Source organism: Microbacterium sp. NPDC055665 (genome assembly GCF_053618035.1).
The window spans coordinates 404497-429312 of record NZ_JBSHGY010000001.1 but is presented as its reverse complement, the minus strand read 5'-3'; the positions used below and the strand labels follow the sequence as shown (position 1 = coordinate 429312).

23 protein-coding genes and 1 pseudogene are annotated in these 24816 nt (G+C 67.6%); 11 read left to right on the top strand and 13 right to left on the bottom strand.

Annotation, left to right across the window (positions count from 1 at the left end):
- Nucleotides 1-28 precede the first annotated feature (28 nt).
- Nucleotides 29-898, bottom strand: a complete 870-nt coding sequence (locus ACWGO6_RS02100) for a fumarylacetoacetate hydrolase family protein (RefSeq protein WP_452325721.1) — start codon at nt 896-898, stop codon at nt 29-31.
- An 89-nt stretch (nt 899-987) separates the two neighbouring features.
- Between ACWGO6_RS02100 and ACWGO6_RS02095 the strand changes: the two genes are divergently transcribed.
- The 4 genes from ACWGO6_RS02095 (at nt 988) to ACWGO6_RS02080 (ending at nt 4250) form a co-directional block, all read left to right on the top strand.
- On the top strand, nt 988-2217 hold the full coding sequence (locus ACWGO6_RS02095; protein WP_452325720.1) for a PrsW family intramembrane metalloprotease: 1230 nt from the start codon (nt 988-990) through the stop codon (nt 2215-2217).
- Nucleotides 2218-2256: 39 nt separating this feature from the next.
- Nucleotides 2257-2937: an alpha/beta fold hydrolase gene (locus ACWGO6_RS02090; RefSeq protein ID WP_136043683.1), complete on the top strand. Its 681-nt coding sequence runs from the start codon at nt 2257-2259 to the stop codon at nt 2935-2937.
- Nucleotides 2938-3145: 208 nt separating this feature from the next.
- A complete protein-coding gene (locus ACWGO6_RS02085; RefSeq protein WP_452325719.1) occupies nt 3146-3514 on the top strand; it encodes an FKBP-type peptidyl-prolyl cis-trans isomerase in 369 nt (122 codons plus the stop codon).
- Between the two features lie 181 nt (nt 3515-3695).
- Nucleotides 3696-4250 (top strand): YceI family protein, encoded by a 555-nt coding sequence (locus ACWGO6_RS02080; RefSeq protein ID WP_452325718.1) that lies wholly within the window; start codon nt 3696-3698, stop codon nt 4248-4250.
- A 34-nt stretch (nt 4251-4284) separates the two neighbouring features.
- Here ACWGO6_RS02080 and ACWGO6_RS02075 read toward each other — a convergent pair whose 3' ends face one another.
- A complete protein-coding gene (locus ACWGO6_RS02075; protein ID WP_452325717.1) occupies nt 4285-5577 on the bottom strand; it encodes an MFS transporter in 1293 nt (430 codons plus the stop codon).
- A 186-nt stretch (nt 5578-5763) separates the two neighbouring features.
- Between ACWGO6_RS02075 and rpsO the strand changes: the two genes are divergently transcribed.
- Nucleotides 5764-6033, top strand: a complete 270-nt coding sequence (gene rpsO, locus ACWGO6_RS02070; RefSeq protein ID WP_005048780.1) for a 30S ribosomal protein S15 — start codon at nt 5764-5766, stop codon at nt 6031-6033.
- A gap of 79 nt (nt 6034-6112) precedes the next feature.
- Here the strand turns inward: rpsO and ACWGO6_RS02065 are convergent, their stop codons facing one another.
- From ACWGO6_RS02065 to ACWGO6_RS02030, 8 genes and pseudogenes are all read right to left on the bottom strand, one after another.
- A complete protein-coding gene (locus ACWGO6_RS02065) occupies nt 6113-7321 on the bottom strand; it encodes an MFS transporter (protein WP_168429594.1) in 1209 nt (402 codons plus the stop codon).
- Nucleotides 7305-8513: an amidohydrolase gene (locus tag ACWGO6_RS02060; protein WP_452325716.1), complete on the bottom strand. Its 1209-nt coding sequence runs from the start codon at nt 8511-8513 to the stop codon at nt 7305-7307. Before ACWGO6_RS02060 ends, ACWGO6_RS02065 begins: the two co-directional genes overlap by 17 nt.
- Complete coding sequence (locus ACWGO6_RS02055) at nt 8500-9531, bottom strand: ABC transporter ATP-binding protein (RefSeq protein WP_452325715.1); 1032 nt, start codon at nt 9529-9531, stop codon at nt 8500-8502. The genes ACWGO6_RS02060 and ACWGO6_RS02055 overlap by 14 nt, the downstream gene beginning before the upstream one ends.
- Nucleotides 9528-10550: an ABC transporter ATP-binding protein gene (locus ACWGO6_RS02050; protein WP_452326102.1), complete on the bottom strand. Its 1023-nt coding sequence runs from the start codon at nt 10548-10550 to the stop codon at nt 9528-9530. Before ACWGO6_RS02050 ends, ACWGO6_RS02055 begins: the two co-directional genes overlap by 4 nt.
- A complete protein-coding gene (locus ACWGO6_RS02045; RefSeq protein WP_452326101.1) occupies nt 10550-10882 on the bottom strand; it encodes an ABC transporter permease in 333 nt (110 codons plus the stop codon). Before ACWGO6_RS02045 ends, ACWGO6_RS02050 begins: the two co-directional genes overlap by 1 nt.
- A gap of 376 nt (nt 10883-11258) precedes the next feature.
- A pseudogene (locus ACWGO6_RS02040) lies at nt 11259-11549 on the bottom strand (ABC transporter permease); the annotation flags it as partial.
- 69 nt (nt 11550-11618) lie between these two features.
- Nucleotides 11619-13343, bottom strand: a complete 1725-nt coding sequence (locus tag ACWGO6_RS02035; RefSeq protein WP_452325714.1) for an ABC transporter substrate-binding protein — start codon at nt 13341-13343, stop codon at nt 11619-11621.
- Between the two features lie 48 nt (nt 13344-13391).
- Complete coding sequence (locus ACWGO6_RS02030) at nt 13392-14405, bottom strand: ABC transporter permease (protein WP_376105168.1); 1014 nt, start codon at nt 14403-14405, stop codon at nt 13392-13394.
- A 192-nt stretch (nt 14406-14597) separates the two neighbouring features.
- Here ACWGO6_RS02030 and ACWGO6_RS02025 point away from each other — a divergent pair, with 192 nt between their 5' ends.
- Nucleotides 14598-16064, top strand: coding sequence for a chlorohydrolase family protein (locus ACWGO6_RS02025; protein WP_452325713.1), 1467 nt, complete (start codon nt 14598-14600; stop codon nt 16062-16064).
- 18 nt (nt 16065-16082) lie between these two features.
- Complete coding sequence (locus ACWGO6_RS02020) at nt 16083-16748, top strand: GntR family transcriptional regulator (RefSeq protein ID WP_136043695.1); 666 nt, start codon at nt 16083-16085, stop codon at nt 16746-16748.
- Nucleotides 16749-16763: 15 nt separating this feature from the next.
- Here the strand turns inward: ACWGO6_RS02020 and ACWGO6_RS02015 are convergent, their stop codons facing one another.
- Nucleotides 16764-17768 carry an isopenicillin N synthase family dioxygenase gene (locus ACWGO6_RS02015; RefSeq protein WP_136043696.1) on the bottom strand — a complete coding sequence of 335 codons (1005 nt, stop codon included), beginning with the start codon at nt 17766-17768 and terminating at the stop codon, nt 16764-16766.
- A gap of 169 nt (nt 17769-17937) precedes the next feature.
- Here ACWGO6_RS02015 and efeU point away from each other — a divergent pair, with 169 nt between their 5' ends.
- Genes efeU through efeB form a run of 3 tightly spaced genes read left to right on the top strand, consistent with a single transcriptional unit; the run spans nt 17938 to nt 21454 of the window.
- On the top strand, nt 17938-18882 hold the full coding sequence (gene efeU / locus ACWGO6_RS02010) for an iron uptake transporter permease EfeU (protein WP_452325712.1): 945 nt from the start codon (nt 17938-17940) through the stop codon (nt 18880-18882).
- Nucleotides 18879-20111: an iron uptake system protein EfeO gene (efeO, locus tag ACWGO6_RS02005; RefSeq protein ID WP_452325711.1), complete on the top strand. Its 1233-nt coding sequence runs from the start codon at nt 18879-18881 to the stop codon at nt 20109-20111. Before efeU ends, efeO begins: the two co-directional genes overlap by 4 nt.
- 38 nt (nt 20112-20149) lie before the next feature.
- The gene (efeB, locus tag ACWGO6_RS02000; protein WP_452325710.1) at nt 20150-21454 is read left to right on the top strand and encodes an iron uptake transporter deferrochelatase/peroxidase subunit; all 1305 of its coding nucleotides are present in this window, start codon (nt 20150-20152) and stop codon (nt 21452-21454) included.
- 6 nt (nt 21455-21460) lie between these two features.
- Here the strand turns inward: efeB and ACWGO6_RS01995 are convergent, their stop codons facing one another.
- Nucleotides 21461-22339 carry a serine hydrolase domain-containing protein gene (locus ACWGO6_RS01995; RefSeq protein WP_452325709.1) on the bottom strand — a complete coding sequence of 293 codons (879 nt, stop codon included), beginning with the start codon at nt 22337-22339 and terminating at the stop codon, nt 21461-21463.
- Entirely contained in the window at nt 22336-23478 is a 1143-nt protein-coding gene (locus ACWGO6_RS01990; RefSeq protein ID WP_452325708.1) for an acyltransferase family protein, read from the bottom strand. Before ACWGO6_RS01990 ends, ACWGO6_RS01995 begins: the two co-directional genes overlap by 4 nt.
- 111 nt (nt 23479-23589) lie before the next feature.
- Here ACWGO6_RS01990 and ACWGO6_RS01985 point away from each other — a divergent pair, with 111 nt between their 5' ends.
- A complete protein-coding gene (locus tag ACWGO6_RS01985) occupies nt 23590-24816 on the top strand; it encodes an LLM class flavin-dependent oxidoreductase (protein ID WP_136043701.1) in 1227 nt (408 codons plus the stop codon).

Genomic DNA, 24816 nt, shown 5'->3' with positions numbered 1-24816 from the left:
CATCCCCCTTCTTCGTGCGTCGAACTTTTCAGTCGATGATGCGGCAGTGCGTCGTGAGCTCGCCGATGCCGTCGATGCCGACGGTCACGGTGGAGTGATCGCGCAGGAAGATCTGCGGATCCCGCGAATAGCCGGCGCCGCCGGGGCTTCCGGTCGAGATGAGGGTTCCGGGCAGCAGCGTGAGGGACTGCGAGAGGTGCGCGATCAGTTTCGCGACGGAGCGCACCATCTGGTCCGTGCTGGCGTCCTGAACGGTGTGGCCGTCCACGACAGCCCAGATGTGCAGATCCTGCGGGTCGGCGACCTCATCGGCGGTCACTGCGAACGGTCCGGTCGGAGTGAAGCCGTCGAACGACTTGCAGCGCGACCACTGGGCCTCGGAGAACTGGATGTTCCTGGCGGTGATGTCGTTGACCACGGTGTAGCCCCAGACGTACGAGAGCGCATCCGCTTCGCTGACGTCTTTGGCGGGGGTGCCGATGAGCACACCGAGCTCGGCCTCGTAGTCGACCGCCTCGCTGAGGGACCGTGGCCACGACGTGATCTGCTCGTGCCCCGTGAGCGAGTTCGGCCACAGCGTGAACACGGTCGGCGCGGCATCGGTCTTCAGGCCCAGCTCGCTGGAGTGCGCTGCATAGTTGAGCCCGACGGCGAGCACGGCCGGGGGAGCGATCACGGCGGAGGAGAACGTCCAGTCGCCCAGGGGATGGCGCACCGCGTCTCCCGCGGCCAGCGCAGCGCGCAGTCGCTCGAGCAGGGCGTCTCCTCCCTCGATCAGCTGCTGCAGCGTGGCAGGGGGGTCGTTCAGGAGATCAGAGACGAGGATGGCGTCCGAGTCCTGCACCACCGCGAGAACGGCGCGGGGGGAGTCAGGACGGCGCAGGTGAGCGAACCGCATGGTTCTACGCTACCGGCTGGCGCACGGCGAGCGGGTGGAGGACTCAGCCATACCCGGGCCGCCTGGTTTGTTCCCCATAAGCTTTGGCTATGAGTTTCGGAGGACCCCCGCCGCCGCAGCAGCCCTCGCCGTACATGCCGCCGCCCGCGCGGCAGCCGTTGTATGCCTCACCTTTGGCGCAGCCGACGCCGTACACGCCTCCCGCGCCGGTCGCGCCGTCGCCGGCCGAGTCGCTGCCCGCGCTGCCCGTGCCGACACGCAAGGGACGCACGATCTCCCTCTGGCTCTTCGGTTTCCTCGGCTTCCTGCTGCTCGCTCTGGTGGGCTACTTCGGGTGGGCGCTCGGAGTGTTCGCCTCGGTCGTCGGCCTGGTGCTCGCCCTCATCCCGCTCACGGTCGTGTTCCTCGGAGTCCGGATGATCGACCGTTGGGAGCCCGAACCGAAGCGCCTGGTCTTCTTCGCGATCGCCTGGGGTGCCGTGGCGGCTGCGGGACTGACGCTTCTCGTCGACGTGGGGCTGACGATCCTCCTCGGCGTCACGTCCGATGCCTTCACGGCGGTCGTGCAGGCGCCGATCGTCGAAGAGTTCTGGAAGGGGCTCGGGATCTTCCTGATCTTCCTGCTCGCCCGGCGTGCGTTCGACGGCCCGGTGGATGGTGTCGTGTACGGAGCGCTCGTGGGTGCGGGGTTCGCCTTCACCGAGAACATCCAGTACTTCGCGCTCAGTCTGATCGAGGGAGGCGGCGAGCAGCTCACCGTCACCTTCGCCGTGCGCGCGATCCTGTCCCCGTTCGCACACGCCATGTTCACCGCGGTGACCGGTTTCGCCATCGGACTGGTCGCGCGTCGCCACGGGTCCGCGAGTTCCGCGATCGGCGCCGGCCTGCTCGGAATGCTCGGAGCCGTTCTCCTGCACGCACTCTGGAACGGCTCCGCGACCTTCGCGGACTTCTTCGGGCTGTACTTCACCCTGCAGGTGCCGCTCTTCATCGGCTTCATCCTCGGGATCGTCGCCCTCCGCCGCGAGGAAGCGCGCCTCACTCGTGCGCGGCTCGCCGAGTATGCGAATGCCGGTTGGTTCACGCCCGAAGAGGTCACGATGCTTGCCACACCAAGCGGGCGCAAGGCCGGTCTCAACTGGGCACGAGGTCTTCGCGGCGACCGGCGACCGATCATGCAGGAGTTCATCAGGGACGCGACCGCGCTGGCCGCGGTCCGTCAGCGGGCGATCACGGGTCGCGACCCGCTCGCCGTCGAGGATGAGCGCGCGCTGCTGATCCGCACCCGCGCCGCCAGGGCGGCCCTGCTGGCCTACTGACCTCCGCTCCGCGATACTCGTCGTGAGGAGGCGGTCGCGATGAGCACATTCGTCCTGATCCACGGTGGGGGAGACGTCGGGTGGTCCTGGCATCTCGTCGCCGCAGACCTCGTGGCGCGCGGACACGAGGTCGTCGCGCCCGATCTCCCCGCTGATGACGAGTCCCTCACTCTCGAGGACTACGCGGACTCCGTGGTGGCGGCCGTGGGGCAACGCGTCGATGTCGTCGTGGTCGGTCACTCGTTCGGGGCGTTCACGGCGCCCTTGGTCGCCGAGCGGCTGTCCGCCGACCTGCTCGTGCTTGCCGCGGGGATGATCCCTGCTCCGGGTGAACCCCCGGAGCGGTGGTGGTCCGAGTCCGGCTACCTCGCCGCCGCCGAGGCGCAGGCGGCGATCGACGGCGGGCTGACCGGTAACGACGACCCGTACGTGAGCTTCTACGACGACGTGCCGCGGGAGTTGGCGGACGAAGCCCTGCGGCGGGAGCGCGCCCATCCGTCCGCAGCGGCCATGGAAGAGCCGTGGCCGAGGGAGAGATGGCCGGAGGTGCCGACGCGTTTCATCGTGTTCGCGGACGACCGCTTCTTCCCGCCGAGCTTTCTCCGCGACCTCGCCCGCGAGCGTCTCGGGGTCGTCGCCGATGAGGTCCCGGGCGGACACTGCGCGATGCTGAGCAGGCCGATGGAGCTCGCGGAACTGCTCGCCGGCTACGTCGACTGACGCGGAGGAACCCTGTCGTGGCAAGACTCAGCGCCCGGTGCTGCGGCGATGCCTGCGAGTCTCCCGGGCGCTGAGTTGATCTGTAATCAGGGTGCACCCGACCACGGAGGGTGTCAAGAGGCTGTTGTCGGTGCACCCTTTCGAAGTGTTCGCTGTGAGCAGGTGCGATCGCGTTGACCCCTCCTGCGGGCTCGGGTTGGATGGAGGCATGACTGATCGCACAAAGCCTGAGTTCGATGCCCCCAGCACCCCCGCTCCCGCGGAGCTCGTCATCCGCGACATCATCGAGGGTGACGGAGCCGAGGCGAAGCCCGGTGACACCGTGACCGTCCACTACGCCGGTGTCGAGTTCGAATCCGGCGAGGAGTTCGACTCGTCCTGGGGTCGCGGCGAGACGATCCAGTTCCCGCTGCGCGGACTGATCCAGGGCTGGCAGGACGGCATCCCCGGGATGAAGGTCGGCGGACGCCGTGAGCTGATCATCCCGCCGCACCTGGCCTATGGCCCGGTGGGCGGCGGCCACTTCCTCTCCGGCAAGACGCTGATCTTCATCATCGATCTCGTCGCCGTCGGCTGAGTCCGGCCCGCACGCAGAGACGCCCTTCCTCTTCGGAGGAGGGGCGTCTCTGCTGTATATCGGAAGAACATCCGCATTCAGGGGAATATATGCGAATGAATGTAAGTTGTCACAGAGGTCGCGGCGAACGCGGCCCCTGTCCGAAGCCGCATCAGCGGCCGATGTCTCCGGAGGAGAAACCATGACCAGCATCGACATTCCCGGCTACCGTCCCGGCACCTGGGTGCTCGACCCCTCGCACAGCGAGGTGACGTTCAGTGTCCGCCACATGATGATCTCCAAGGTGCGCGGCACCTTCGGCGTCAAGAACGCGACCCTGATCGCGCCCGAGAACCCGCTCGAGGCCAGGGTCGAGGCTTCTGTCGACGTCACCTCGGTCGACACGAACGACGAGGGTCGCGACGCCCACCTGCGCTCCGCGGACTTCTTCGACACCGAGAACTTCCCGACGATGGAGTTCGTCTCCACCGGCGCGCGCGTCAAGGGCGACGACCTGTTCGTGGACGGCGACCTGACGATCCGCGGCATCACCAAGCCGGTCAGCTTCGAGCTCGACTTCGGCGGCTTCGGCACCGACCCGTACGGCAACTACAAGGCGGGCGCTTCCGCCAAGACCGTCATCAACCGCGAGGACTTCGGCCTCACCTGGAACGCCGCGCTCGAGACCGGTGGCGTGCTCGTGGGCAAGGACATCACGATCAACCTCGACCTGCAGGGCGCCCTGCAGCAGGACTGATCCCGTCAGGCAGTTTCCTCGAACCCCGGGCCCGTCAGGGCTCGGGGTTCTCTGCGTCGTAGTCGTGGAAGCGGCGGTTGCGGCGCGAGAGCATCGCGACGAGGGCGATCACCAGGACCCCGCCGAGCACCGGCGGGAACCACAGAGTGGTCAACGTGGCGAGAGTCCCGGCGTACAGGGCTCCGACCCGCGGACCACCGGCCACGACCACGACGAACAGGCCCTGCAGTCGTCCGCGCATCGCATCGGGCACCGCCGCCTGCATCATCGTGTTGCGGTAGATCGAGCTGACATTGTCGGACGCCCCCGAGAGTGCGAGCGCCACGCATGCGGCGACGATCAGGCCGATGTTCGGGGCGTCTTCGCCGGCGGGCGCGGAGAACGCCCCGATCAGCAGCACCACACCGAAGAGGAGGATCGATGCACCGTAGGCCTCGACAGCCCGCGCGATGCCGCGTCCGTGCCACCGGTACTGCACGACGCGGCCGGAGAACAGGCTGGACGCGAAGGTTCCGACCGCGACGGCCGCCGTGAGGATTCCGGTCGTCACGGCACCACCGCCCAGGAGCACGGTGCCGAGGGCGGGGAAGAGCACGAGGGGCTGCCCGAACGTCATCGCGATGATGTCGATGATGTACTGCATCCTGATGTTGCCCGCCCTGCGCAGGAAGCGCCAGCCGTCGACGAGCGACTCCAGCCCGGGGCGCACGATCTCGCCCTCCGGCCGCAGCACCGGGAGCGTCCACAGGCCGAGGAACATCGACAGCATCAGCACGACGTCGATCGTGTAGGTCCAGCCATAGCCGGTGAGGGCCACGAGCAAGCCGGCCAGTGCGGGGCCCGCCATGACCGTGAGGCCGAAGGCGACTCCGTTGAGTGCGGATGCCGCGGCCAGCTGACCCCGGGGGATGAGGCGCGGCACGATCGCCGTACGCGTGGCCATGCCCACAGAGTTCGCGGCGGAGTTGATCATGCTGAGTGCGTACAGCCACCAGATCGTCTCGGTGCCGGTCCAGGTGAGCGCGGCGAGCAGTGCGGTCGATGCAAATGTGATGGTCGCCGCGATCAGGGCCACCCGGCGCCGGTCGAACGCGTCCGCGAGCATCCCGCCGTACAGCCCGGCGAGGATCATCGGGATGAGTCCGGCGACCGCGATCATCGAGACGGCGAACGTGCTCTCGGTGAGCACGAACACATGCAGCATCACGGTGACGATCGTCAACTGGCCACCGATGCCGGCGAGGGTCGATCCGATCCACATCCGCGCGAAGGCGGGACTGGTCTTGAGAGGAGTGAGGTCGATCAGGTGACCGCGTCGGCCGCTCACTCGTCGATCTTCTTCTGCACCGTTCGAGCCTAGTTGACCCCGATCGGGCCGCGGCCTCGGCGTTGTCACGCGGGGGACCCCTCGGCTGGTAGACTCTTCAGGTTGCCGTTCGATCGGCCGCGGATAAAGAGAGCCCTCGCATCAGGCGTCGGGCGCCGCGCAACAAGCAGAGAGGGGATCGAATCTATGGCACTGGAAGCAGACGTCAAGAAGGCGATCATCGAAGAGTACGCGACGCACCCCGGTGACACCGGATCCCCCGAGGTGCAGGTCGCAATGCTGACGCAGCGCATCAAGGACCTCACCGAGCACCTCAAGGAGCACAAGCACGACCACCACTCGCGTCGTGGTCTGTTCCTGCTCGTCGGTCAGCGCCGTCGCCTGCTGGGTTACCTGCAGGACATCGACATCAACCGCTACCGGTCGCTCATCGAGCGTCTCGGCCTGCGTCGATAAAGCAAGGCGATCCTGCGTTCAATCGCGCAGAACATTCTTGAGAAGGCCGCCCCACGGTGTGGGGCGGCCTTCGTCGTGCTCAGGGGCGTGCGGGCACCACAGACGGCACCTGCAGGTCGACCGGGCGGCAGCGGATCACGAACCCCACGACCAGGGCGAGCGCCGCGGCGCACACGATCATGAACACGAGGCTCGCCGTCCAGCCGGCGGTGAGGTCGTGCAGGACCCCGACGAGAAGACTCCCCGCGCCGGCGAAGGCGTAGCCGATGCCCTGCGCCACAGCTGACAGCACGCCCGCCGAGGCCTCGTTCGCGGCGAGCATCACGATGAGCGCGAGCGAGAGCCCGAACGTCGCGCTCTGCACGGCGCCGAGCACGACGGTGATCGCGATGTACGACTCGTCGCCGGAAGCGAGCCAGACGAACGCCGCCAACATCGCTATACCGAGGCCCGGACCGAACCAGAGCAGCACACGGCGGCGTCGGGCGAGGATCGGCGCGACGAGCGTCGGCACCAGGCCCGCGACGCTGGTCAGCGCGAGCAGCCAGCCGGCGGTCTGCGCGTCCACACCGCGATCTCCGAGGATGCGGGGGAGCCACGAGGCCACTGCGAAGAACAGCATGGCCTGCAGGCCGAACATCGCGGTGATCAGTGCGACGGTCGGTCGGGCCGACCGGGGCAACGTCATCCGAGACGAAGAAGGCGGAGGAGCATCCGAGCGCAGTGCCACGCCGACCATGGCGCCCGCGGCGATCAGAGCCGGCACGGCCCAGAGCCCGAGTGCCACGGCGGGCCCGCCGACCGCCTGGCTCAGCGGCACGGCGAGTCCCGCCCCGAGCGCGGCGCCTGCGCTGAACGACATGCTGCTCAGGCCGATCCAGAGTCCGCCCGCCCGAAGGGACTTCAGGTACTGCGGGAGCAGGGTCCCTGCAGCCATGATCGATACCCCGGCGAGGAACGTCCCCGCGAGCATGCCCCCGGGAACGGCGACCCGCAGCGCGAGCGCCCCGGCGAGCGCCACCATGGTCCAGATCAGCGCCCTGGTCACGCCGAGACGGCGGGCGAGCAGCGGCCCGACCGGTGCACTGATCCCGAAGGCGATCACCGGCAGCGTCGCCAGGAGGTTCAGCTGCACCGGTGCGAGGTCGAACGCCACCCTCGTCGGCTCGAGCAGAGCGGCGACCGAGGTGATCGCCGGGCGCAGGTTGAGCCCGATCAGCAGGGCTGCGCCGAGCCCGACCGCGCGATCGCGGAACTCGCTGCCTCGACGCTCAGAGCGCGAGGACACGAAGGCCATCGGCGACCACACGGCCGTCGTGCATGACGAGTCGGTCGACTCCTCGGTCCATCACCGCGCTGGTGGGCGTCTCGCCATCGACCAGGACCAGATCGGCCCGGTCGCCGACAGCCAGGCCGGGTCGGTCGTCGACCCCCTTGAGACGCGGAGACGAGGCGGACATGATGCTCGCGCCACCCATCGTCGCGACGGCGAGAGCCATCTCGATGTGGTCGTCGCGGCGGAAACCGTTCGTGAAGGCCAGCTGCCAGGTGCGGTCGAGCATGTCTGTGTTGCCGTACGGGCTCCAATAGTCGCGCTGGCCATCCTGACCGAGCCCGATCCGCACCCCGGCCTCGACGAGCTGCACCAGCGAGAGCTGGTTGCTGGTCGACGGGGCGACCGTGGCCATCGAGATGTCGAGCTCGGCGAACTCCTCGATCAGACGACGGCTGGTGGCCTCGCTCACCGAACCGAGTTCGTACGCGTGCGACATCGTCACCTTGCCCTGCATGCCGAGCGCACGTGTTCGTTCCATCACGAGCTCGGTGCTGAACACCCCGAGCGCACCGGGTTCGTGCAGGTGGATGTCGACCTCGACCTGATACCTCTCGGCGAGACCGAACACGATGTCCAGGTGCTTGGCGGGGTCACGGTCGAGCTGTGACGGATCGATGCCGCCGATCACGTCCGCGCCCTGCTTGAGGGACTCCTCCAAGTACTCGACCGTCCCTTCTTCGCGAAGGATGCCGGCCTGGGGGAAGGTCATGACCTGGACGTCGGCGTGCGCGGCGAACTTCTCCTTCGCCGCGATCACCGCGTCGAACTTCTCGAGCTTGCAGTCGACGTCGACCTGCGCATAGGAGCGCACGCGGGTCGTGCCCCGCGCGATCATGCGCTCGAGGGTGCCGGCCACCCGCGTGGGAAGGTCGATCTCCGCGTTGCGCCAGTTCTCGCGGTCGTTCATCATCATGCCCCAGACCCCGGGAGCGCCGGTGTGCTCACGGAACGGCAGTCCGATCCGGGTCGAATCCAGGTGCACGTGCACGTCGCTGAAGGAGGGCAGCAGAAGCCGGCCACGTCCGTCGACGTCATCGCCGGACGCGGGCGCCTCTTCATGAGGGAGGATCCGGGTGATGCGCCCGTCCTCGATCAGGACATCGGAGGCGGAGCCGCCCCAGGGGCGCACGTCACGAATCAGCATGGACTTTCCTTTCTTCGGGGGAGCCGAGCCGCGACGCGAGGTCGGCGGCTTCAGCGAGATGATGGCACGCGGCGTCGCCGGTGGGAACCTGATCCACGCACTGCCGGCGCCTGTCTTCGTCGAGAAGGGGCAGCACCGGGCAACGTGTGCGGAACACGCACCCGCTGGGCGGGTTCGACGGATGGGGCAGGTCGCCGACGAGACGGATGCGCCGACTGCGATCGGCTGTGGGATCAGGGCTCGGAACGGAGGACAGCAGCGACTGCGTGTACGGGTGCTGTGGAGTGCCGAACACCGCGTCCCTGGTGCCGTGCTCCATGATGCGCCCGAGGTACATGACGGCGACCTCGTCGGCGAAGTGCTTGACGACCGACAGGTCGTGCGCGATGAACACGTAGGAGATGCCGGTGTCGGCCTGGATGTCCTGCAGCAGGTTGATGACCTGCGCCTGAACCGAGACGTCGAGGGCTGATACCGGCTCGTCGCAGACCACGACGTCGGGCTCCAGAGCGAGCGCCCTGGCGATGCCGACACGCTGCTTCTGTCCACCCGAGAACTCATGCGGGAAGCGGTTGTAGTGCTCCGGGCGCAGACCCACCCTGTCCATCAGAGCCGCGACGCGGTTCTTCATACCCTCCTTGGGGGCGATGCCCTGGGCCTGAAGGGGGGCCGCGATCGCCGCACCGACGCTCTGCCGCGGGTTCAACGACGAGGAGGGGTTCTGGAACACCATCTGCACGCGGCGCCGGAACTGCTGCAGGTCCGCTCCGCGTAACTGCGACACGTCGGCGCCGTCCAGCAGGATCCGCCCCGACGTGGGAGTGAGCAGGCGCATCAGCAGCCGTCCGGTGGTGGACTTGCCGCAGCCGGATTCACCGACCAAGCCCAGTGTCGATCCGCGTTCGAGCGTGAAGGAGAGCCCGTCCACCGCTTTCACCTGCGAGGAACCGCGCAGGAACCCCTTGCTGACGCTGAAATGCTTGGCGAGGTTCTCGACGCTCAGCAGCGGTTCGCTCATCGGGCCACCTCCTGCAGATCGAGCGTGGGAGTCGTGACGTCGATGTCCGTGAGATGGCAGCGGGCACGGTGGTCGGTGCCGACCACCGTGAGGCCGGGGCGCTCGGTGCGGCATCTGTCGTCCGGGACGAGCGCTGCGACGGGGCAGCGATCGGCGAAGAGGCAGCCCTGTGGGAGATCGAGCAGCGAGGGCGGGAAGCCGGGGATGGGCGTGAGGCGCCCTGCTTCGTCGACCATCGAGGGCATGGATGCGAGCAGGCCCTGGGCGTAGGGGTGCGCGGTCCGGAAGAACAGGTCGTGCACGCCGGCCTCTTCGACGCACTGACCGCCGTACATGACGACGACGCGCCGGCAGACCTCGGCGACGACGCCCAGATCGTGCGTGACGAAGATCACGGCGGAACCGGTCTCCGCCTGGAGCGATCCGATCAGATCGAGGATCTGCGCCTGCACCGTGACATCGAGCGCCGTGGTCGGCTCGTCGGCGATCAGGAGCTCCGGTTCGCAGATGAGAGCCATCGCGATCATCGCCCGCTGACGCATACCGCCAGAGAACTCGTGCGGGTACGAGTCGTATCGTGCGACGGGGTCGGGGATGCCGACGCGGTTCAGCATCTCGATCGCCTGGGCCTTCGCGGCTTTCGCGCTCACTCGGTTGTGCACGCGATACGCCTCGGAGATCTGCCGACCCACGGTGTAGAACGGGTGCATGGCCGAGAGCGGATCCTGGAAGATCATCCCGATCTTGCGACCACGATACGGGCGCATCTCGCTCTCGCTGAGCGGCACCAGATCCGTGCCGTCGAAGAGGACCTGTCCGGTGACCCGGGCGCTGGTGCCCTTGAGGAGCCCCATCAGGGTCTGACTGGTCACCGTCTTCCCGGAACCGGACTCGCCGACGATGCCGACGGTCTCTCCGCGCTGCACGACGAGGTCCATGCCGTTCACGGCATTGACCAGACCATCGTCGGTGGGGAAGGTCACCCGCAGATCGCGGATGTCGAGGATCGGCGTGGTCATCAGTTGACTCTCACTCTCGGGTCGACGCTGGCATACACGAGGTCGACGATGACGTTCGCGGTGATGATGAAGAAGGCGGCGAGCATCGTGATCGCCATGGTGACCGGCAGGTCTCCCGAGGTGGCTGCCCGCACCGCGGTGAACCCGAGACCGGGGACGGAGAAGATCTGCTCCGTCAGCACGGCACCGCCGAGCAGGGCGCCGATGTCCAGGCCCAGCATGGTGATGATCGGAGTGATGCCGGCACGGACCCCGTGGGTCGTGATGCGGCCGGGACTCAGACCCTTCGCACGCGCCGTGCGCATGTAGTCCTCGCCGAAGGTCTCGATCATGTTGTTCCGCGTGATGCGGATGTACTGCGCACTGAACAGGATGGCCAGCGCGACCCAGGGGGAGCAGGTAGTTCGTGAACCACGCCCCGGGTCCGGCGGGGCCGAACGGGGAGGAGATCTGATTGCTCGTGAACGGCAGCCAGTGCAGTGCGCTCACGAACACGAGCAGGAGCAGCAGCCCGGTGACAGGGACGGGGAGCGAGACGCCCACGGATGCGGCGCCGACGATGATCTTGTCCGTCGCCCTGCCCTTGCGGAGCGCGGCAAGGAGCCCGAGGCCGACGCCGACCACGGTCCACAGCACGACAGCGCCGACGGCGATGGAGATCGTGTAGGGGAGCGCCCGGACGATGACGTCGGTGACGTTCTCGTTCGTCTGGAACGACTTGCCCAGGCAGGGCCAGGCGCACACCTGCTCGGCGCCGGGGGCTCCGATGAGCCGTTCGCTGAAGAATCCACTGAGGTAGGTGAAGTACTGCACCAGGAACGGCTTGTCCATGCCGAGAGCGACGCGCGCCTGGTCGATGCGGTCAGGGGTGCACTCCTGGCCACAGGCGGCTGCCGCAGGGTCTGCCGGGCCGATCTGGAACAGGGCGAACGTCACGAAGCTCACGACGAGCAGGAGGATGACCAGCGCGGTCACGCGGCGGACGATGAATCCGAACATTGCTGTCCCGTACGGGGCCGACCGACCAAGCGGTCGGCCCCGTCCTTTCCGGAGGTGTCGTGTCGGGCGTTACTGCTCGACGCCGATGGTGGACAGGTCGATGCTTCCGAAGAAGTACCCCACCTGGGCGTTGTGGATCTTCGAGCCCACGACGCTGTTGGTGAAGGTGCGGATCAGCGGAACGAGCGGGTACGACTCCATGGCCTCGTTGTAGAGCTCCGCCCACTGGGTGTTCAGCTCTTCGGAGGTGCCGTTGGTGTTGCGCAGCTCGTACATGTCGCCGGAGAGCTTCTCGTCGTAGAAGCGCGAGATGTTGCTGAAGCCGTATGTCGTTCCGTCGAGGCTCGGCCCGATGTTGGGGTCGACCGTGGTCCGGGTGGATCCGGAGGCCGCACCACCGCACCAGCCGGCGCGGGCGATGTCGGGCATCTCGTCGCTGGCGAGCACGGTGTAGTAGTTCGCCGCCGGGATCGGCACGAGCTGCAGATCGATGCCGAGCTCGGCGAAGTTCTGCTGGAGCACGGTGCCGTGGTTCTTGTACCGGTCGATCGCGTTCGAGTATCCGTACGTGAGCGAGGCCGGAACGTCCTTGCCCTCGAGCAGCTTCTTCGCGGCGTCGAGCTGCGGGGCGCCGTCGATGTCGAGGTCGGTGGTCTCGGCGACGTAGCCGACCTGAGAATCGTTGAGGTACGAGTTGGTGAGCTTGCCGAAGCGCGCACCGCCGTACTGCACCTGGATCGCCGCACGGTCCATCGCCAGGGCGAGCGCGTGGCGCACGTCGGGGTCGGTGATGGTCTCGGTGTTGAAGTTCAGCACGTCGGTGCAGCCGAGCAGTCCGGAAGCCGTGCGGTCGGCGACAGACGACTCGGTCAGGCGTGACGTGTCCGAGGCCTGCAGGGCGCCGTTCGAGTCGAGTGTGATCGCGGTCGGGTCGGCGTCGGAGATCAGCTGCTGGCTGATGGTCGCCTGCGCGGTCGAGAGGGAGAACGTGAAGGTGTCCGGGAGGGCGGTCCGGTTCTCATCGGTCGCGGGGTCCCAGGAGGGATTGCGCACGAGCTTCAGCTCCCGGCCGCGGTCGTAGCTGGCGATCATGTACGGGCCCGAAGAGATCGGGTGGTTCGTGTAGTCGAGCATCGTGTCCTTCGCCTGCGGGACCGGCGCCGTGTTGGAACGCGACACGAGTGCGGCGAAGTCCGGGTTCGGCTGCTTCAGGTGGAAGATCACCGTCTTGTCGTCGGGGGTCTCGACGGCCGTCAGCTCGCCACCGCCCGAGTACGGCCCCTTGTAGTCATCGGCGTCGAGAGCGGAGTTCAACTCCTGCGGCGCCTGGGTGAAGACGTCGCGCGCGAACGTGCGGGCGATGCCGTACTTCACATCGGCGGCGGTGATGGGTGTACCGTCCTCGTACTTCAACCCGTCCTTGAGGGTGTAGGTCCAGGTGAGGCCGTCCTCCGAGGCGGTGCCGGTATCGGTCGCGAGGTCGCCGACGATCGTGGGCGGCTCTCCGGCCGTCTCCTTCGCCATCGTCAACGTGCGGTAGTAGAGCTGGCCGACGTTCGCGGTCTGCACGTAGTTGCTGTTGCCGGGGTCGAGGGTCATGAAGTCGCTCGACATCAGGACGTTGACGTTGCCGCCGGCCTCGTCGAAGCCCGGCTGCACGATGTGCGCGGCGTACGGGTCCTTCGAGCCGGTGGGGGCGGATTGCCCGTTCTGTGCGGTGACGCTCGTGCAACCGGTGACGACCAGGGCGATGGCCACGGTCGCAGCGGCGAGCAGGGGACTGCGGTGTCTCATGACGCGTTCTCTTTCAGTGGGGGTCGGGATGTTCGGGAGCGGGAAAGGTCAGCTGCGGGAGGCCTTGGGATCGAGCGCATCACGCACGGCGTCGCCGAGCAGGTTGAAAGCGAGCACCGTGATGATGAGCGCGGTGCCGGGCACGATCAGGAACCAGGGGTCGCTCAGATACCAGTTGCCCGCCTGTGCGGCGTTGAGCATCTGCCCCCAGGACGGCGTCGGGTCCTTCACGCCGACGCCGAGGAACGACAGTGCGGCTTCGGCGGAGATGTTCGCGGGGATCATCATGGTCGCGTACACGAGCACGACCCCGAGCACGTTCGGGATCACCTGACGGAAGATGATGGTCCGGTGCGAGGCTCCGTAGGACTTCGCCGCCTCGATGTACTCCTGCTCGCGGATGCTCAGCACCTGGCCGCGCACGACTCTGGCCAGGTACGCCCAGCCGAAGAACCCGAGGATCAGCACGAGGGAGGCGATGGGGACGAAGCTGCCCTGACCGAGCGGGGTGTCCCGCAGCCGCGACTGCAGGATCGGGGTGAGCGAGAGCACCAGGAGAAGATGCGGGAACGCGAGGAACAGATCGATGATGCGGCTGATGACCATGTCGACCTTGCCACCGAAGTAGCCGGCAGCGGCGCCGAGCACGGTGCCGAGGACGACCGAGACCACGGTAGACAGAAGGGCGATCAGCAGCGAGACCTGCGCTCCGTAGGCGATGCGCGCGAAGATGTCGCGCCCGAGTCCCGGCTCGACCCCGAGCCAGTGCTCCACGGACGGGTACATGTACGCGGGGAGCGGCAGGCCGGGGGTGTTGAAGTTGTCGAGCACTTCGGGCCCGGTGTTCGTGGTGAACGGATCCTGCCCCTCGATCGCGACCAGCACGGGGGCGAGCAGGGCGAAGAGCACGATCGCCACGACGACCCCGAAGGAGGCGAGTGCGACCGGACTCCGACGGATGCGCAGCCACGCCGTCCCGAGGAGCGAGCGTCCGGTCGCGATCTTCGGCGGCGCGGTGGGCAGCGCCTCCGTCTTCGGGGTCAGCGTCTGGGTGTCCGTCACGATCTTCCTTGATGGCTCGGGGAGCGGGTGCTCAGAATTGTATACCAGCATCGGTCAACTTGGGATACCAAATCTCCAGGACGTCAATACGGCGCCGATTTAGTGGGCGAATTCAGCGGCGGCGGTTGAGGGGAGTAGGCGCGTGAGATAGTTTTTGGATACCAAACCGCATCTCAGATCATCGGGGCTCTCATGCGCACATTGCTCACCGCCGACCACGTCCTGGTGTTCGACGGCACCTCACATGCAGAACTTCGGCAGGGGGCCGTGATCGTCGAGGACGATGTGATCGCCTATGCCGGTCCGGCCGAGGAGGCGCCGTCGAACGTCGATGACCGCATCGACCTCGGGGAGAGCCTGCTGATGCCCGGGCTCATCGACCTGGACGCGCTCACGGACATCGACCACCTGATCCTGGACGCATGGGGTACCCGCGAGCAGTCGGCGCGACTGCAGTGGTCAGAAGACTATTTCGATCGTCGACGGCATGTGTTCGACGAGGAAGAACGCGCGCGAGTGCGGGAGATAGCTCTCGTCCAGCTCGCGCTGCACGGCATCACCTCGTACATGCCCATCGCCTCGGAGGTGCACTCGGCGTGGGCTGAGTCGGCGACCGACCTTCACCGGATGGCGGAGTTCTCGCGGAAGCTCGGGCTGCGCGGCTTCCTCGGTCCGTCCTATCGGTCTGGCGTGAACGTCGTGACGGCGTCGGGTGAACGCGAGGTGCGGTTCGCCCCGGAGGAGGGTGAGGCCGGGTTCGCCGACGCCGTCCGATTCCACGACGAACTGGCTGCACTCGACGATCCGCTGCTGACCCCGGTCTTCCTGCCCTGCCGCATCGAGACCTTGACTCCTGCGCTGCTTGCGGCGACCGCAGCGGCGGCTGCCGAGCGCGGCGCGATCGTCCGGCTGCATGCGCTGCAGGGCGAGGTCGAGCGCGAGCTCGTCCTCCATGCCCACGGCTGCACTCCGCTCGAGTTCATCGAGAAGATGGGGCTGCTGAACGATCGCCTCATCGTGCCGCACGGCGTGTTCCTCGACGTGAACCCGCGGGTGCACGGCGAAGACCGCGGCGACCTCGCCCGACTGGTCGATGCCGGGGTGTCGATCGTGCACTGCCCGCTGACGAACGCCCGCTACGGATCCGAGCTGGAGACGTTCCAGCGCTACCGGCAGGCCGGAGTGAACATCGCGCTCGGTACGGATTCGTTCCCGCCCGACCTCGTCCGGGGCATCGACACCGGGGTGTCGGTCGCGAAGGTGCAGAACGGCAGTCTGGCTGCCGGCGACCTCGCGGGTTATGTCGACGCGGTGACGCTCGGAGGGGCTCAGGCGCTTCATCGGCCGGATCTCGGTCGAATCGCGCTCGGCGCCCAGGCCGATCTGACGGCGTTCCGGCTGGACGACGTGCGGATGGGCGCCGTCGATGACCCGCTGCGCACCCTGGTCCTCAACGGCACGGCGCGCGATGCGTGTCTGACGATGGTCGCCGGTCGGGTCGTCATGCGAGACGGGAGGGTCGACGGGATCGACCTCGACGCGATCCGCGCCGACACGCAGATCCTCTTCGCACGGATGCGGAACGCCTACACTGGGCGCGACCATCTGAGCGGAACGACGGACGAACTCTTCCCTCCGGTCTTCCCCCTTCATGCCTGACACCCGAGAGGTTCCGCGATGAGTTCCGACAGCATGATCACCGACGGATCCGCCCTCGCCGAGCGGGTCTATCGCGGCGTGCTGCGCAGGATCATCATCGGCGAGCTCACGCCGGGATCCTGGCTGAAGGAGCGGGATCTGTCGGAGCGGTTCGAGGTGTCCCGCGTCCCGGTTCGGCAGGCACTCCAGCGGCTGGAGGTGGAGGGTTTCGTCGTCACGACCCGAAACAAAGGGGCGAGTGTGACGCCGGTGACCAGGGCAGACGTCGAGGAGCTGTATGACGCGCGGCTGTGCATCGAGCCCTATGCGACGCGCCATGCCGCGCAGCGTGTCCACTCGGGAGCGGCGAGCGCTGACCGGTTGCGCGAGCTCCTCGAGCGTGCGCTCGCTCCGGGTGAGACGGCGGAGTTGGGGGAATCGAATCTCGGGTTTCACCTCGAGATCGTGCGCCTCTCCGGGAATCGCATCCTCGAACGCAGTCTGCTGCCCATGCTCGGCCGGATGCAGTGGATCTTCGGGATCACGCACGCCACGCGCGAGCAGGAGCACGCGGTGGAGCACCAGCAGCTGCTCGATGCCATCGTCGCCGGGCGCGGTGAGGTGGCGGCTGCGCAGGCCTACGCGCACATCGACCAGGGGCGCGAACCCATCATCGAAGCTCTCGCGAAGGCGCTCGACTGGTAGCGACGGTCGTTCGGGTCAGGCCGTCGCGCCCACGAGGTCGGCGTGGTGGATCGCAGCGACGTCGGGGTGAGCGCGCAGGCGCGACTTGAGGGCGTTCTCCCCATAGAGGGCATGGATCGGGTTGTTCGGATCCTTCGTGACGCCCTTCGCCTCTGCCGCGAGCTCGGGGGGAAGCTCGATCAGCGGGAGGCGCTGGTCGAGTGCGGGGTTGAAGAAGAACGGGATCGAGATCCGGTCGTTCGGGGCCTTCGGTGACACGACGCGGTGGTTCGTCGCCTTGAGGTATCCGCCGGTGGCGTACTCCAGCAGCTCGCCGATGTTCACGACGAAGGCGCCGGGCACCGGGGGAGCGTCGACCCAGGTGCCATCGCGTTCGACCTGCAGGCCGCCCTTGCCGGGTTCGACCCAGAGGAGTGTGAGGACGCCCGAGTCCTTGTGCGCCCCGACGCCCTGCTGCGGCTCGGGTTCGTGGGTTCCCGGGTAGCGGACGATCTTGATAAGCGTCGAGGGCTCACCGAAGTGATCGTCGAAGTAGGTCTCATCGGCTCCGAGCGTCTGTGCCCACTCCCGCAGGAGACGCCGGGCGACGTCGGACAGGGTCGCGTGCCATTCGGCGACGACCTCCTGCAGCTCCGGCTGTGCCGCGGGCCACAGGTTGGGCCCGACGAGACGGTTGAACGCCGGACCGCCCTCGACGGGCTCGCGCTCGGGTCCGATGTCGATCTGCTCGCGCCAGTCGACCTGGCCCTGGGTCCGCTCGCCGCCGATGCGGGTGTAGCCGCGGAAGTGCGGGCTGTTGACGTTCTCGATGGCGAGCTTGTCGGCCTCGGGGAGGGCGAAGAAGTCGAGGGCGGCGCGGTGCAGGCGCGCCTCGAGCTCGGGGGAGATGCCTGTGCCGGTGAGGTAGAAGAAGCCGACGTCGTGCGTCGCCGCCCTGAGGTCGTCGCGGAATCGTGCGGCGGCCTCCGGGCCTTCATCGAGCTGGGACAGGTCGAGGATGGGGAGCGAGAGTTCAGCCATGGACCGAGGGTATGTCGGCTTTCGGGGCGGGAGGGCGACTGTTGCGCCGCGTTACCGTCCGGGGTCACCGGTGGGCGGCATTCGGTGTTCCGGAATGATGCGAACGCGGTGCTAGAGTCCTTTAGGTAAGGGCTGCCTTACCTCAATCGTCGCTATAGAAATCGTCTCCGTGCTCGCCACTTTTCTCATCGGCCTCCGTGAAGGTCTGGAAGCCGCGCTCGTCGTCGGCATCCTCGTCGCCTACCTCCGCCGCCTCGGCCGGAAGGACGCCCTGCCGAAGATGTGGGTCGGTGTCGGCCTCGCCATCGTCCTGGCCCTGGGTATCGGTGCCGTGCTCACCTTCGGCGCCTACGAGCTCACCTTCGAGGCGCAGGAACTGATCGGCGGCGGGCTCTCGCTGCTCGCCGTCGCGATGGTCACGTGGATGATCTTCTGGATGCAGCGTGCCGGACGCACCATGAAGGCGACGTTGGAGGGTGGCATCGATCGTGCGCTCACGGTCGGCGGACTCTGGGCGTTGATCGCGATCGGCTTCGTGTCCGTCGCGCGGGAGGGCATCGAGACGACGCTCCTCCTCTGGTCGATGGTGCAGGCCTTCGGCGACGCGCCGTCCGCTCTCCTCGGCGCTCTGCTCGGGCTCGCGGCCGCCGTCATCATCGGCTGGCTCATCTCGCGCGGGGCCGTGGAGCTCGATCTCCGCCGCTTCTTCGCCTGGACCGGCGGCTTCCTGGTCATCGTCGCCGCGGGGGTGCTCGCCTATGCGCTGATGGATCTCCAGGAGGCCGGCGCCCTCCCCGGCCCGTTCACCAGCGCGGCGCCGCTCGATCCCGCCACCGGGGCGGTCGCGATCGGGTGGGCGGCGTTCCCGTTCGGCTGGGCGTTCGACGTGTCGTCCGCCATCGCACCCAGCGGGGCGCTCGCCGCTGTGCTGCAGGCCACTGTCGGCTTCATGCCGGCGATGACCTGGCTGCAGGTCATCGCCTGGACTCTCTACATCCTCATCGTCGGTTCGTTGTACGTCCGCGGTCTCCGCTCGCGCCGCGCGCCGAAGCCCCGTGCTTCGGACGAGCTCGAATCCGACACGACCCCTCTCTCACCACAAGGAGCAGTATGACCACCTCTCATCGTGTCTTGGGGGCACTCGCCGCCGCGGGCGCTGCCGTCCTCGTCCTGAGCGGCTGCGTCGCGAAGAGCGATGTCGCGGCCGGTGCCTCGTTCGACGTCTCGTCGACCGATGGCGACTGCGCGGTCTCGGCGGCCACGGCGAAGAGCGGAACCCTCACCTTCGACGTGAAGAACGACACGGATCAGGTCTCGGAGTTCTACCTGCTGGCCGAGGACGGTCTGCGCATCGTCGGCGAGGTGGAGAACATCGCGCCGGCCGCCTCGCGCACGCTGACCGTGGTCGCGCAGCCCGGCGACTACTTCACGCTGTGCAAGCCCGGCATGCTCGGCGACGGCGTCGGAAAGGCGGCCTTCACCGTCACCGGTGACCGCGTCGCCGTCGACGGTCCCGATGCCGAGCAGAAGCAGCAGGCCGTCGACCTCTACGCCGCGTTCGTCAAGGACCAGGTCGGCCAGCTCGTCCCGGCCGTCGAGGAGTTCGTCGCGGCGTACGAGTCAGGAGATGATGAGGCCGCCCGCGCGAAGTTCCCGCTGACCCGTGCGTTCTACGAGCGCATCGAGCCGGTCGCCGAGGCGCTCGGAGACCTTGATCCGCGAATCGACTACCGCGAGGTCGACGCGGTTGCCGAGGGCCTGGACTGGACGGGGTTCCACCGCATCGAGAAAGACCTGTGGGTGCCGGCGCAGGACGCGCTCAACGCCGATGGTGAGACCCCGGCCTGGCAGGATTGGGCTCCGTCGACGCCGGCAGAGCGCGCTGACTTCGGCGACCTGCTGCTCGCCGACGTGCAGGAGCTCTACGACTATGTGCATTCCGACGACTTCACGACGGCTCTCGACGATCAGGGGATCGGAGGCATCTCGAACGGCTCCATCGCACTGCTCGACGAGGTCGCCACGGGCAAGATCTCGGGCGAGGAGGACTGGTGGTCGGGCACCGACCTCTACGACTTCGCGGCGAATGTCGAAGGCTCGAAGATGGCGTTCTCGCTGGTGAAGGACTTCGCCGCGGCACAAGGCGACGACGGTGAGGCACTCGTCGCGGAGATCGAGGGCGGCTACGCCGCGCTCGAGGAGTCTCTCGCCGCTCACGGCTCACTGACCGACGGCTTCGTCGGCTACGCCGAACTGACCGAAGACGACAAGCGCGAGTTCACCGACCTGATCAACGCACTGGCCGAGCCGCTCTCGCAGCTCACCAGCACAGTCCTCGACTGAACAGCGTCGAGCGGAATCGAACGGATACCATCACGGACGTGAACGAACCAGCAGCGGAGGCCGCGCCCGACACCTCATCGACGGGTGAGGTCTCCGCTTCCGGCGGGCTGAGCAGGCGCGGACTCCTCGGCCTCGCCATCGGCGGTGGCGTGGCCGGGCTTGCGGTCGGGGCTGGCGCGGGCCTGACCGGGGGAGTGGCGCTGGGCCGGGCGCGCGGCGCGGAGGACGCGCATTCGGCGTACGAGTTCTTCGGGACGCACCAGGCCGGCATCACCACGCCGGTGCAGGATCATCTGCATTTCGCGAGCTTCGACATGATGCCGCGCAGCGACCGCGACGATCTGATCTCGCTGCTGCAGGATTGGTCGTACGCCGCGGCCCGTATGTCGCAGGGACTCGAGGTCAGCGCGAGCGGCGCCGTCGGCGGCCCCGCCGAAGCACCGCCGGACGACACCGGCGAGGCGCAGGGACTCCCGGCCTCCGGCCTCACGATCACGTTCGGGTTCGGGCCCGGCCTCTTCGAGAACGAAGACGGCGACCGCTACGGGATAGCCGCGCGGCGTCCACCGGGCCTCGAACGGCTCCCGCCATTCCTCGGCGACGATCTCGACCCGCAGGCCTCCCACGGAGACCTCTGCATCCAGGCCTGCGCCGACGACCCCCAGGTCGCCGTGCACGCGATCCGCAACCTCAGCCGTATCGCCTTCGGGCGTGCGCGCCTGCGCTGGTCGCAGCTGGGATTCGGCAAGACCTCGCGCACGACCGCCGCGCAGGCCACGCCCCGGAACCTCTTCGGCTTCAAGGACGGCACCGCGAACATCCTCGCCGATGACACCGAGGCCCTCGCCGACCATGTGTGGGTGTCTGAGAAGGACGAACCCGCCTGGCTCGCGGGTGGCTCGTACCTCGTCGCACGCAAGATCGCGATGCTGATCGAGACCTGGGATCGTGTGCGCCTGTCGGAGCAGGACGCGATCATCGGACGTGACAAGGGGGAGGGTGCGCCGCTCTCGGGTGGAGATGAGTTCACCCCGCCCGATTTCCACGGTCGTGCCATCGACCCGAACAGTCACGTGAGCCTGGCGCATCCCGAACAGAACGACGGGGTGCGGATCCTGCGCCGCGGCTACAACTACGTCGACGGCAACAACGAACTCGGACGCCTCGACGCCGGACTCTTCTTCCTGTCATACCAGCGCGACCCCGCGCAGTTCATCTCGCTGCAGAGGCGGCTGTCGACCGATCTGATGAACGAGTACATCCGGCACGTCGGCTCGGGGATCTGGGCCGTGCCGCGAGGAGCGACCACCGGTTCGTACGTGGGCGCGCAGCTGTTCGCCTGACTCTGCTCAGACCCCGTGTCGGGCGGTCTCGAGGATGTCGACCACCGTGGCGGCCATCTCGTCCGCGCCGAAGTGGTCGGCAGCGGTGATGGTCACGACCGCGTCGTCGAGGAAGATCAGCAGTTGGCCGTGTGCGCCGTGGAGCCGCCACCCGCGTCCGGGACCGCCCCAGCCGGCGAGGGCGTAGCGGTCGTAGCCGGGGTTCGGGCCGGCGACGACGCCGTTCTCGTGCATCGCATCGATCCACTGCGGCGAAACCAGCTGCTCGCCGCGCCACCTCCCGCGGTCGCGGATCAGCAGGCCGATCCGCGCCATCTCGCTCGTTCGCAACGGAAGCCCGCCGCCCGCTTCGATGCGTCCGTTCGGGCTCCGCGCCCAGGCCACGCCATCGATTCCGAGCGGGCGGAAGAATCGGGCGTCCAGGTAATCGCCCACATCTCCGACTCGCGCGGCGAGTGCCGTCATCGCGGTGTAGGTGCTGGCGTTCGAGTACTGGAACACCCGCCCGCGCGACGGCCGACTCAGGAACTCGCGGGCGAGGTCCGGCCAGTCCGTCATCAACGTCTCGGACCACGGCAGGTCGATGCCGCTCGACATCGTGAGCAGGTGGCGCAGGGTGACCGCGTCGACGTCGTCACCGAGATCGAAGTTGGGCAGGTACGTGGCCACGGGCACATCGAAGGAGATCGCGCCCTCATCGGCGGCGATCGCGGCCGCCAGCACGCATACGCCCTTGGCGACCGAATGCACGTCCTCGCGCACATCGGGCGTCCAGCGGTGGTCCGCCTCGCCGGCTCCGATGCGCACGTGGAGTCCGTGCGCGTCGAACCCCGACATGGACGCGGCCTCGACGATGCGGTCGCGGACTGCCTCGGCGACGGTCATCGAGACTCGGCCCGCGGTCGTCGCGATCCGGTGGGGTCGTTTCGGCGTCCTTCCCGCGATGTGAGCGCGGGGTCGGCGAAGAGCCAGCGGGGGCGAGGCTCGACGAGTGGCCGGAACACCCAGCGCACCGGCTTCGTGGCCAGCAGCAATGCGACGACCACGGAGAGCGCCGTCACCAGCGGCAGCCAGATCCACGTCGGTTCCAGATCGCGCAGCGCGCCCGTCTCGCGGAACGGATAGAGCACGAACGAGTGGAGGAGATAGACGTACATCGTGTATTGGCCGAACGTGGTCCACCAGTACGAGCCGCGCGGGATCAGGGCGAAGAAGGCGGCGCACAGCAGGACCGCGAGCAGCATCAGGGCGATGCGGATCGCGCCGGCCCACCACTGGTCGCCGACCAGGTCGGAGTACGAGTCCTCGTAGAACAGCCAGTGACGCAGGTCGACGGCCTGCCACAGTGGCAGCCAGCTCCACGCCGCCCAGCCGACCCCCGCGAAGACCGCGACCGCGGCGACCCGGATCCACCAGGGACGGAAATCGAGCAGGCGGAGCCGATCGACGATGTCGTGCTCGCGCAGCCACCAGCCGAGCGCGAAGAACGGCAGGAGACCGAGAGTGCGGGACAGCGAGAACGTGCTGTCGACGTTCGGAAGATAGCCGGAGCCGATCGAGATCACGACCGTCCACAGCAGTGGCCAGCGCAGCAGTGCGAGATAGGGGAGCACCAGCCGGAAGATGCCGAGCGCGAGCAGGAACCACAGGGTCCAGCTCGGCTTCGTGAAGTTCGGTGTCGCCTCGCCCTCGACGAGCCACTTGGTGAGCGTCCACAGGGTCTCGAAGATCACGTACGGGAGGATGATGTCCGTGATCACCCGGGCCATCTGCGTCTTGGTGGGCGTGCCCGACTTGGAGAAGTAGCCGGAGATGATCGCGAACGCCGGCATGTGGAATGCATACAGCGCCAGGTAGAAGGCGAAGGCGATGTCCGAATCGTAGATGAGTCGCTGGATCGCATGCCCGAGCACGACGAGGACGATGCAGATGTATCGCGCGTTGTCCCAGAAGGGCACGCGCCGGCGTTTTCGCGGGATCGATCCTGTGGTGGGCCCTGAGATGTCCGCGCCGGTACTGCTCATCGTTCGAGGCTACAGGCCGGGAATAAAGTTGCGATGAGCGCGTTGACACATATACATTCAAATGAATAGAAACGGATGCGAGTCATCCGGTTCGGAGAACACGGAGCAATCATGAGCGAGCAGTCAGGCGCGCAGGCGATGCAGTTCGGCATCATGTCGGTCAGCGACATCACCCGCGATCCCACCACGGGCATCACCCCCAGCGAGCAGGAGCGCATCAAGGCGACCACGGCCATCGCCGTGCACGCCGAAGAGGTCGGCCTCGACGTCTTCGCGATCGGCGAGCACCACAACCCGCCGTTCTGGTCCTCCAGCCCGACGACCTTCCTGGCGGCCCTGGCCGCGCAGACCGAGCGCCTCATCGTGTCGACCTCGACGACGCTCATCACCACGAACGACCCGGTGCGCATCGCCGAGGAGTACGCGATGCTGCAGCACGTGTCCGACGGGCGCATGGACCTCATGCTCGGGCGCGGCAACACCGGACCGGTCTACCCCTGGTTCGGTCAGGACATCCGTCAGGGACTCCCGCTCGCGATCGAGAACTATGCGCTGCTGCACAAGCTGTGGCGTGAAGACGTCGTCGACTGGGAAGGAAAGTTCCGCACCCCGCTGCAGGGCTTCACCTCGACGCCGCGCCCCCTCGACGGCATCGCGCCCTTCGTGTGGCACGGCTCCATCCGCACTCCGGAGATCGCCGAGCAGGCCGCCTACTACGGCGACGGGTTCTTCGCGAACAACATCTTCTGGCCGAAGGAGCACTACCAGCGGCTCATCGAGCTGTACCGTCAGCGCTTCGAGCACTACGGTCACGGCACTCGCGAGCAGGCGATCGTCGGCCTCGGTGGACAGGTGTTCATGGCAGCCAAGTCGCAGGACGCGGTGAACCAGTTCCGTCCGTACTTCGACAATGCGCCGGTGTACGGTCACGGGCCGAGCATGGAGGACTTCACCGAGATGACGCCGCTGACGGTCGGTTCGCCGCAGCAGGTCATCGATCGCTACGCCGGGATGCGCGAGCACTACGGCGACTACCAGCGTCAGCTCTTCCTCATCGACCACGCCGGTCTCCCGCTGAAGACGGTTCTGGAACAGCTCGACATCCTCGGGTCCGAGGTCGTGCCGGTGCTGCGCAAGGAGCTTGCGAAGGACCGCCCGTCCTCCGTGCCGGACGCACCGACCCACGCCGCCCGGGTCAAGGCCGAGTTCGGTGACGGTCCGACGCGCCAGGCTCGCCCCGGCGCCAACCGCGGTGACAACCTCACCGGCGACTCGCCTTACCAGGACAGCCCGGCACCCGCCGGGGCAGCGTTCGGGCTCGGCCGGAAGGAGGCGTGA